The sequence below is a fragment of the Sandarakinorhabdus sp. genome (genome assembly GCF_031422795.1).
GTDB lineage: Bacteria > Pseudomonadota > Alphaproteobacteria > Sphingomonadales > Sphingomonadaceae > Sandarakinorhabdus.
The window spans coordinates 1-8306 of sequence record NZ_JANPML010000365.1 but is presented as its reverse complement, the minus strand read 5'-3'; the positions used below and the strand labels follow the sequence as shown (position 1 = coordinate 8306).

Here is an 8306-nt window from a genome sequence, read left to right as displayed (position 1 = left end):
GACATTGGCATCATGATCCATGCGGGTGAGCAGGATATTATCGCCGGCCTGCCAGCCCTCGGCAATCAGCGGCGCCAGCTGGAAGAACAGGCTGGTGGTGTTCAGGCCAAAGATCACTTCGTCTTCGGCGCAATTGAACAGGGCGGCAGCGGCGGCCAGCGCGGACTCGACGATGGTGCCGGTGGCCACCGATGTGCGGAACGTGCCGCCATCATTGGCACAGGCCGCAATCATCGTGTGGCTCATCGCGTCGACCACCCGGCCCGCAACCTGGGTGCCGGCGGGCGCATCAAGATATCGCCGCGGCTGCCCTTCCTCTGCGCGCGCCTGCGCCGGAAACGCCGCGCGCACCATATCCATCGGCAATGTCATGTCAGTCCCCCAGTTGCGGGACGTTTATTGGCTCAGCGCGTCCACGGCGGCAAGCACGGCTTCGGGTTGCGGGCGCACGCGGTAATTGGCCTCCATCAACCGGGCGCGGATGATACCTTTCTTATCAATTACATAGACCGAAGCCAGCGGCACGCCATGGGCCTTGTTGCCCACCGCATAGGCCGGGTCCCGCAGCTGCCAGCCGTCGATCACCTTGGATTGCGGATCCGACAGCAGTGGCCAGCTCACCTTGCGTTCGGCAGCGAACTTCGCCAGCACCTCGGGCGAGTCATACGACAGGCCAACCAGCGCATAGCCGCGGCTGGCCAGCCCCTCGGCGGCCTTATCGTTCATGGCGATCAGCTGCGCCTTGCAGAACGGGCACCACGACGCCGATCGGAAGAACATCAGCACCGTGCCCTTGCGGCCCGCAACTTGCTTCAGCGTGCGGGCCTTGCCGGTGCTGTCCACGGCGGCAACGCCGGGCGCCTTGTCCCCCACGGCGGGGAATGCCGCAGCCGGAGCGGCGATGACAGCAAGGGCGATGAGGGCGGGGATGATGCGCATGAAAGGCCTTTCGCGCCGGTGGCGGCAAAGGTTGCAGCCTATTCTTCGTCGAGAAGGGGCAGTTGCACCTGATCGGCCGGCGGCAGCAGCCCGAGATGTTTCCACGCCGGCCCATTCAGCATCCGCCCGCGCGCCGTGCGAGCGATCAGGCCCTGCTGGATCAGGAAGGGTTCGATCACGTCTTCCACCGTATCACGCGCTTCCGACAGGCCGGCGGCGAGCGTTTCGATGCCCACCGGGCCGCCGCGATAAATATCGGCAATCATCATCAGATAGCGCCGGTCCATCGCATCCAGGCCGAGGCGGTCAACCTCCAGCCGGCTGAGCGACGCATCGGCCAGCTTCTGATCCACTGGCTTGCCGCCGGCAAAATCGCGCACGCGACGCAGCAGGCGGCCGGCGATGCGCGGGGTGCCGCGCGCGCGGGCGGCAATCTCGCGCGCGCCATCGGCAGTGAGCGACAGTTCGAGCAGCCGCGCGGCGCGGGTGACGACCTGTTCCAGTTCGTCCACCGAATAGAAATTCAGTCGCAGCGGAATGCCGAAGCGGTCGCGCAACGGGGTGGTGAGCAATCCGGCACGGGTGGTGGCGCCGACCAGCGTGAACGCCGGCAGATCGATACGAACCGAGCGTGCCGACGGGCCTTCGCCGATCATGATGTCGAGCACCCGATCTTCCATGGCGGGATAGAGGATTTCCTCCACCATGGGCGACAGGCGGTGGATTTCATCGATGAACAGCACATCGTGCGGCTCGAGATTGGTGAGGATGGCGGCGAGATCGCCGGCCTTGGCGATGACCGGGCCCGATGTGGCGCGGAAGCCCACACCCAGTTCGCGCGCCACGATCTGCGCCAGCGTGGTTTTGCCCAGGCCGGGCGGGCCGTGCAGCAGCACATGATCCATCGCCTCACCGCGCCCGCGCGCCGCCGCGATGAAGATGCCAAGATTTTCGCGCAAGGCCTGCTGGCCGATGAACTCGTCCAAGCCCTTGGGCCGCAGCGCGGCATCGATGTCGTCGGGGCGACGCTGGGGGGAAAGATCGTCGGTCATGCCGGCAAAGCCTTAGCGCGCGCTCTTCTTCAGCGCCACACGCACCACTTCGTTCAGGGCGGCGCCTTCCCCCAGTTCGGCCAGCGCTTCGGAAACGGCGCGGCTGGCGTCCATCGGCCGGAATCCAAGGGCAGCCAGCGCCGACACCGCATCATCAACCACGCGCGCGCCAGCCTGCACCGGCAGCGGCGCACCGGCAGCAACCGCCACGCCGCCCATCTTGCCCTTGAGTTCGTTGGCGATGCGCGCGGCGAGTTTGGGGCCGACCCCGTTGGCACGCGCCAGCGAGGCGGCATCGCCAGACGCCACCGCGTGTGCCACCTGATCGGGCGAGAGCACGGAGAGGATGTTGAGGCCCACCCGGCCGCCGACCCCCTGCACGGTGATCAGCGCACGGAAGGCGGCAAGTTCGGATTCCGACACGCAGCCGAACAAAGTGATGGCGTCTTCGCGCACCTGGGTTTCGATGTGCAGCACCACCGGCTGGCCGACGCTGAGCGCCGAAAGGGTGCGGGTCGAGGCCTGCACCAGATAGCCGACGCCGTTCACATCGACGATCAGCGCATCAGCCGAAACGCTGTCGACCAGGCCCTTCAGCCGCGCGATCACATCAGACCCTTTCGCGAGCTGGCGCCCAGATGCGCGTGCGCGATGGCGACGGCAAGCGCATCAGCCGCATCGGCCCCCACCACTTTCACGCCGGGCAGCAACCGCTCCACCATCGCCTGCACCTGATCCTTGCTGGCACTGCCCACCCCGGTCAGCGCCTTCTTCACCAGCCTTGTGGCATATTCCGCCACGGGGAGGCCAGCGCGCGCCGCACACAGCAGCACAACACCGCGCGCCTGCCCCAGTTTCAGTGTCGATTGCGGATTGGCGTTGACGAACACCTCCTCCACGCCGGCTTCGGTCACACCGTACTGGGCGATCACCGCCATCAGCCCATCGTGCAGCGTCACCAGCCGCTCCGCCAAGGGAGCGGTGGCCAGCGTTTTCACCGTGCCGTGGGCGATGTGCTTCAGGCGATTGCCGTCGGCCACGATCACGCCCCACCCCGTTGCAGCCAGTCCAGGGTCAAGGCCGAGGATCGCGCGCACAGTCAACTCCCCTCCCGTTGAGCTACGCTCGCCTGCGGCTCAGGGGAGGGGTTGGGGGTGGGGAAGTCAAACCGCTGATTACGTGGTCCATTTTCCCAACGCAGCTTCAACTCAGCCGCAGCTGTCAAGATCGCTCGCCCCACCATGTCGGCCTGTTCCATCACCTGCCAGTTGGCAAAGTGCAACACGGTGTAGCCCATGGATTGCAGCCGTCTATCCCGCTGCGCGTCTCGATCAGTTTGGTCGTGGCTGTCGCCATCCACCTCAACCACCAGCGCTAACGCCGGGCAAAGAAAATCCACGATAAAATTGCCGATCACGGCTTGTCGGCGAAACTTCATCCCACCCAAACGGCTGCCGCCGAGCATGGTCCACAAGCTGCGCTCGGACGGCGTTGTATTGCTGCGCATGGTGCGGGCGCGGTCTAGCAGCAACCGGCTGTGATTGTCCGTCACTTCCCCACCCCCAACCCCTCCCCTGAAGGGGAGGGGAGTTTAGTTCGCCAGCGTCACAAATGTTTCGCTACGCAGCTTCCAGCCCGTCGGCGTTGGCACCCACACCGCCAGATATTCGCCGCTGACCCGGCCCGAAACGCTGCCGCCCGACCAGTGGCCGCGTTCCATGGCGCGCTGCGGTGGGTTGGCGACGGTCACCACGTCGGGCGTGCGCGCAAAGCCCAGGAATCCCGGCGACTTGAAGGCGCGGGCGAAATAATCGGCCATGGCATCGGCGCCGATGATGGCTTCGCCGCCGCTGCCAGCAATGCCGACATACCCCTCACCCAGGGCCGCGCGCACGCCGGCCACATCACGGGCGGCGATGGCGGCGTTATAAGACGCGCGGGCGGCCTTGATGTCGGCAGCGGGATCGGCAGCGGCGGGAGTGGCCAGAACCATCAGCAGCGCCGCCAGCTTCACAACGCGGCCATCACGTCGTCGGGCACATCAAAATTGCCCCATACGGTCTGGATGTCATCATCCTCTTCCAACGAGTCGATCAGCTTGAGCAGTTGCACGGCATCATCGACACCCACGGTCACCATCGTGCCCGGCTTCCAGCCCAGCTTGGCCTGGCCGCTGTCGCCCAGCACGGGTTCCAGCGCGCGGGCAACTTCGTGCAGGCTCTCGATGCCGACCCAGATTTCGTGACCGTCTTCGCTGGATTGCACATCGTCGGCACCGGCTTCCAGCGCGGCTTCGAACACGGCATCGGCGCTGCCGGCGCTGGCGGGATAGGCAATCAGGCCCAGCCGTTCAAAGCCGTGCGAAACACTGCCCGAAGCGCCAAGGTTGCCGCCGTTCCGGGACACGATGGTGCGCACGTTGGTGGCCGTGCGGTTACGATTGTCGGTGAGCGATTCGATGATCAGGCTCACGCCGCCCGGGCCAAAGCCTTCGTAGCGCACTTCTTCATAAGTCGCCGTGTCGCCGCCCTGCGATTTGTCGATGGCGCGCTGGATATTGTCCTTGGGCATGCCTTCGACTCGCGCGGCGAGCACGGCGGCGCGCAGGCGCGGGTTGTTGGCCGGATCGGGCATGCCCATCTTGGCCGCCACGGTGATTTCGCGGGAAAGCTTGGAAAACAGGGCGCTGCGCTTTTTGTCCTGCGCGCCCTTCCTATGCATGATGTTCTTGAATTTGCTGTGGCCGGCCATGATCGTTGGTCTTTGCGATTGGGTGTGGCCGCGGACTTAGCAACCGCGCTGCGAAACGGCAATCAACTCAGCTTCACCGCCGTGCCGCTGGCGGTGACCATCAGCATCGAATCCGACGCACCGAGCGCGTTGAAAGTGAGTTGCACGCCAATCACCGCGTCAGCGTCCAGTCGGGCCGCATATTCCTGCATTTCCAGCAGCGCTTCCTTGCGGGCCTGCTGCATCACCTCTTCCCACGCACCGGAGCGGCCACCGACAATGTCGCGGATGCCCGCCAGGAAATCGCGGAAGATGTTGGCGCCCATGATGGTCTCGCCCGAAACAATGCCCAGATAGTGGGTGGCGGGGCGGCCTTCTACCGTGGGGGTCGTGGTGACAATCATCGGCGGTTCCCTTCAGATCAGGGTAGCCAGCGCCTGTTTCAGCATCACGCCGCACAGATGGGCGCGATAATCGGCACTGGCATGGATATCGCTGTTGAGATCGTCCGCTGCCAGCACCAGCCCGGCGGTATCCGTTCCAGCGTTCAACGCGGCTTCGGCATCCGTCCAGCGGAACACGCCGGGGCCGGCACCGGTCACCGCCGCGCGCCAGCCGGATGTGTGGCGGGCCACATAAACGCCGACCATCGCATAGCGCGACGCCGGATGGCGGAACTTGGCATAAGATGATTGCTGCGGCAGCGCGAAGCCGACGCGGGTGATGATTTCGCCATCGGCCAGCGTGGTGCTGAACATGCCTTGGAAGAAATCATCGGCCGCATGGCTGCCGCGATCGGTTTCAATCACTGCATCCAGCGCCAGTGCTGCTGCCGGATAATCGGCAGCCGGATCATTGTTGGCCAGGCTGCCACCGATGGTGCCACGGTTGCGCACCTGCGCGTCGCCGATGCCAGCGGCCAGAGCGGCAAGACCGGGAATGGCAGTGGCGTTGGCGGCGACGTCGGCGTGCGTGGTCATCGCACCGATCCACAAATGGCCGCCGTCCACGGACAGGCCGGACAGCCCCAAGCCTGAAAGATCTACCAGCGCATCGGGCATGCGCAGCCGGGATTTCATCGCCGGGATCAGCGTGTGCCCACCAGCGATGAACACGGCTTCGCCATCCGTGCCGGCAAAGGCGGCGGCAGCGGCCGCAACGCTGGCCGGGCGGTGCAGGGCAAAATCACGCATGTGAAGCCTCCATCCCAGCCGCGCCGGCAACAATTGCCTTCACGATATTGATGTAACCGGTGCAGCGGCACAGATTGCCTTCTAGTTCGTGGGTGACCAGTTCCGGCGTCAGCCTGGTGCCGTGTTTGCGCACCATTTCCATGCCCGCCATCACCATGCCCGGCGTGCAGAAGCCGCATTGCAGGCCGTGCGCCTCGCGGAAGGCCAGCTGCATCGGGTGCAGTGCTTCGAGTGTGCCCCCACTCTTGCCAATGCCTTCGATGGTGGTGATGCTGGCCCCTTGCGCCTGCGCGGCGAGCATGGTGCAGGCCTTCATGCCCACGCCATCCACCAGCACATTGCAGGCGCCGCACTGGCTGGTGTCGCAGCCGATATGCGTGCCGGTCAGGCCCAGATCGTCGCGCAGCACATCCACCAGCAGCGCGGCCGCCGGAGCGTCCACGCTGTGGCTTTGGCCATTGATGGTCAGCGTCATCTGCATCGGCGTTTCCCCTTTTGGGCCAATCTATCGCGCCAATCCGCGCCCGGCAATCAGCCGGCGCGGCTAGCCATCATCGCTTTCAATCCTTCGGCCTGTTCGGCGATGGCCTGCGCGCCCAGCGGGCTGGCCTTGGCGCGTTCCCACCAGGCGGCAAGGCCCGGCTGGGCGGCAACCAGCGCCTTGGTCGGCATCGGGCCGTCGAGCGCATCCAGGAAGAAAAACAGCGGGATCAGCGCCGCATCGGCCAGGCTGAAGCTGCTGCCATAGGCAAATTCATCGGCAGCGTTGCGATAATGCTCGATGTAAGACAGCGCTTCGCCCATGCCCTTTAATGCATCCGGCACACCGGCCGGATGTTCGCGGCCCCGGAACAGCCCGCCCAGCTGCGGCACGACATAGGTATCCGCCAGCCGCACCAGCAGCCGCACCTTGGCGGCGCCAACAGCATCGGCCGGCACCAGTTTTGGCCCCGGCAGCGCCAGATCGAGATAATCGGCGATCACCTGGCTTTCCGGCAGCGCCAGATCACCATCGACCAGCAACGGCATCTTGGCCGTCGGGCACAGCGCCAGATATTCGGGCGATTTGATGCCGCCTTCAAAGCTGGCCAGCGTGACTTCGGCACCCTTGGCCCGGCTGACCAACAACGGCCGCATCACGAAAGGAGAAAGCTTGCCGCCATAGAGGATCATCGTGGTTTCCTTGGATCAGATACCGAGTGCGGCGCGGTAGGTTTCCAGCAGCGCTTCGGCTTCCTGCCGTGCGGCCGTTTCCATCTTGCGCAGGCGCACCAGCGTCTTCATCGTCTTGATGTCGAACCCGGTGCCCTTGGCTTCGGCATAGACGTCCTTGATGTCGTCAGCCATGCCCTTCTTTTCTTCTTCCAGCGTTTCGATGCGTTCGATGAACAGGCGCAGCTGGGTGGCAGACACGTTTTCTTCGCTCATGGTGGTCCCTGCAGTAAATTGAGATGCAAGCCGGTTAGCGGACAGCCTCATTCCTCGCCAGCGATTCGGCCATGCGGTCCAGTTGTTCCTGGCTTGCCGGCTGCTGATGCTGTTGCTTCCACTCGGCTTGGCCCATGCCGTAAACATGGCTGCGGCCCTCATCCTTGCTCAACGCCAGGCCCAGCTTCTCGGCCTCTTCGTGCAGCCAGTCGCCCAGGCAGTTGCGGCAAAAGCCACTCCAGCCCATCAGGTCGATATTCTGCACGTCGGTGCGTTGGCGCAAATGCTGCACCAGCCGGCGGAAGGCTGCAGCTTCAAGTTGTTCCCGCACTGCGTCATCGCTCAGGATTGTCATTGACCTGTCTCTCTCCTGTGGCATTGCGCCACATCAGTCGCTAGGGATGCGGCTCCGTAACAACAAGGCGCCTGCATGAGCCGACATCTTCAACCCGGTCATCTTCAACCACGTGGCCGCCGGGTCAAGGTGCTTGCCACGTTGGGGCCCGCTTCCAGCACCGAAGAAATGATCAGCAAGCTGCACGCCGCCGGTGCCGACGCCTTCCGCGTGAACATGAGCCACGGCAGCCACGAAAGCCAGGGCAAGCTGATCCAGGCCGTGCGAGCAGTGGAAAAAGCCAATGGCCGCCCGATTGCCATCCTGGCCGATCTGCAGGGGCCAAAATTGCGTGTGGGCAAGATGGCCGGCAACGGCGCCGAACTGGTGAAAGGCCAGGCTTTTCGGTTCGATCGCAGCACGGCGCCGGGCGATGCCGCCCGCGTGTGCCTGCCGCACAAGGAAATTTTCGCCGCGCTCACCCCCGGTGCCCGGCTGCTGGTGGACGATGGCAAGGTCGTGCTGCGCGCCACGGCGGTTTCCGCTGATGCCATTGATTGCATCGTCGAAGTGCCCGGCACCATCAAGGACAACAAGGGCGTGAATGTGCCCGACGTGGTGGTGCCGCTG

The 8306-nt window shown here is 64.8% G+C and carries 15 protein-coding genes; 1 reads left to right on the top strand and 14 read right to left on the bottom strand.

The features are described 5' to 3' along the window. The 14 genes from RMO81_RS12815 to RMO81_RS12750 form a co-directional block, all read right to left on the bottom strand. The coding region (locus RMO81_RS12815) for an aminotransferase class V-fold PLP-dependent enzyme (protein ID WP_310476281.1) at positions 1–372 on the bottom strand (372 nt) is incomplete at its 3' end. Positions 373–396: 24 nt separating this feature from the next. After that, complete coding sequence (locus RMO81_RS12810) at positions 397–939, bottom strand: peroxiredoxin family protein (RefSeq protein ID WP_310476280.1); 543 nt, start codon at positions 937–939, stop codon at positions 397–399. Positions 940–977: 38 nt separating this feature from the next. Then, positions 978–1991, bottom strand: a complete 1014-nt coding sequence (gene ruvB / locus RMO81_RS12805) for a Holliday junction branch migration DNA helicase RuvB (protein ID WP_310476279.1) — start codon at positions 1989–1991, stop codon at positions 978–980. A 12-nt stretch (positions 1992–2003) separates the two neighbouring features. Continuing rightward, positions 2004–2600, bottom strand: coding sequence for a Holliday junction branch migration protein RuvA (gene ruvA, locus RMO81_RS12800; protein ID WP_310476278.1), 597 nt, complete (start codon positions 2598–2600; stop codon positions 2004–2006). Next, positions 2597–3088: a crossover junction endodeoxyribonuclease RuvC gene (gene ruvC, locus RMO81_RS12795; protein ID WP_310476277.1), complete on the bottom strand. Its 492-nt coding sequence runs from the start codon at positions 3086–3088 to the stop codon at positions 2597–2599. The genes ruvA and ruvC overlap by 4 nt, the downstream gene beginning before the upstream one ends. A gap of 2 nt (positions 3089–3090) precedes the next feature. Continuing rightward, the gene (locus tag RMO81_RS12790) at positions 3091–3543 is read right to left on the bottom strand and encodes an endonuclease domain-containing protein (protein ID WP_310476276.1); all 453 of its coding nucleotides are present in this window, start codon (positions 3541–3543) and stop codon (positions 3091–3093) included. A 39-nt stretch (positions 3544–3582) separates the two neighbouring features. After that, complete coding sequence (locus RMO81_RS12785; RefSeq protein ID WP_310476275.1) at positions 3583–3984, bottom strand: DUF4440 domain-containing protein; 402 nt, start codon at positions 3982–3984, stop codon at positions 3583–3585. Between the two features lie 17 nt (positions 3985–4001). Then, on the bottom strand, positions 4002–4742 hold the full coding sequence (locus RMO81_RS12780) for a YebC/PmpR family DNA-binding transcriptional regulator (protein ID WP_310476274.1): 741 nt from the start codon (positions 4740–4742) through the stop codon (positions 4002–4004). A gap of 62 nt (positions 4743–4804) precedes the next feature. After that, the gene (locus RMO81_RS12775) at positions 4805–5125 is read right to left on the bottom strand and encodes a YbjQ family protein (RefSeq protein WP_310476273.1); all 321 of its coding nucleotides are present in this window, start codon (positions 5123–5125) and stop codon (positions 4805–4807) included. A gap of 12 nt (positions 5126–5137) precedes the next feature. Beyond that, on the bottom strand, positions 5138–5914 hold the full coding sequence (locus RMO81_RS12770; RefSeq protein WP_310476272.1) for an FAD binding domain-containing protein: 777 nt from the start codon (positions 5912–5914) through the stop codon (positions 5138–5140). Further along, on the bottom strand, positions 5907–6395 hold the full coding sequence (locus RMO81_RS12765) for a 2Fe-2S iron-sulfur cluster-binding protein (protein WP_310476271.1): 489 nt from the start codon (positions 6393–6395) through the stop codon (positions 5907–5909). Before RMO81_RS12765 ends, RMO81_RS12770 begins: the two co-directional genes overlap by 8 nt. Before the next feature lie 50 nt (positions 6396–6445). Beyond that, positions 6446–7087, bottom strand: coding sequence for a glutathione S-transferase family protein (locus RMO81_RS12760; RefSeq protein WP_310476270.1), 642 nt, complete (start codon positions 7085–7087; stop codon positions 6446–6448). A gap of 15 nt (positions 7088–7102) precedes the next feature. Further along, positions 7103–7342, bottom strand: a complete 240-nt coding sequence (locus RMO81_RS12755) for a DUF2312 domain-containing protein (protein ID WP_310476269.1) — start codon at positions 7340–7342, stop codon at positions 7103–7105. 34 nt (positions 7343–7376) lie between these two features. Continuing rightward, complete coding sequence (locus RMO81_RS12750; protein ID WP_310476268.1) at positions 7377–7697, bottom strand: DUF1244 domain-containing protein; 321 nt, start codon at positions 7695–7697, stop codon at positions 7377–7379. 75 nt (positions 7698–7772) lie between these two features. Here RMO81_RS12750 and RMO81_RS12745 point away from each other — a divergent pair. Beyond that, on the top strand, positions 7773–8306 hold a 534-nt coding region (locus RMO81_RS12745; RefSeq protein WP_310476267.1), incomplete at its 3' end, for a pyruvate kinase.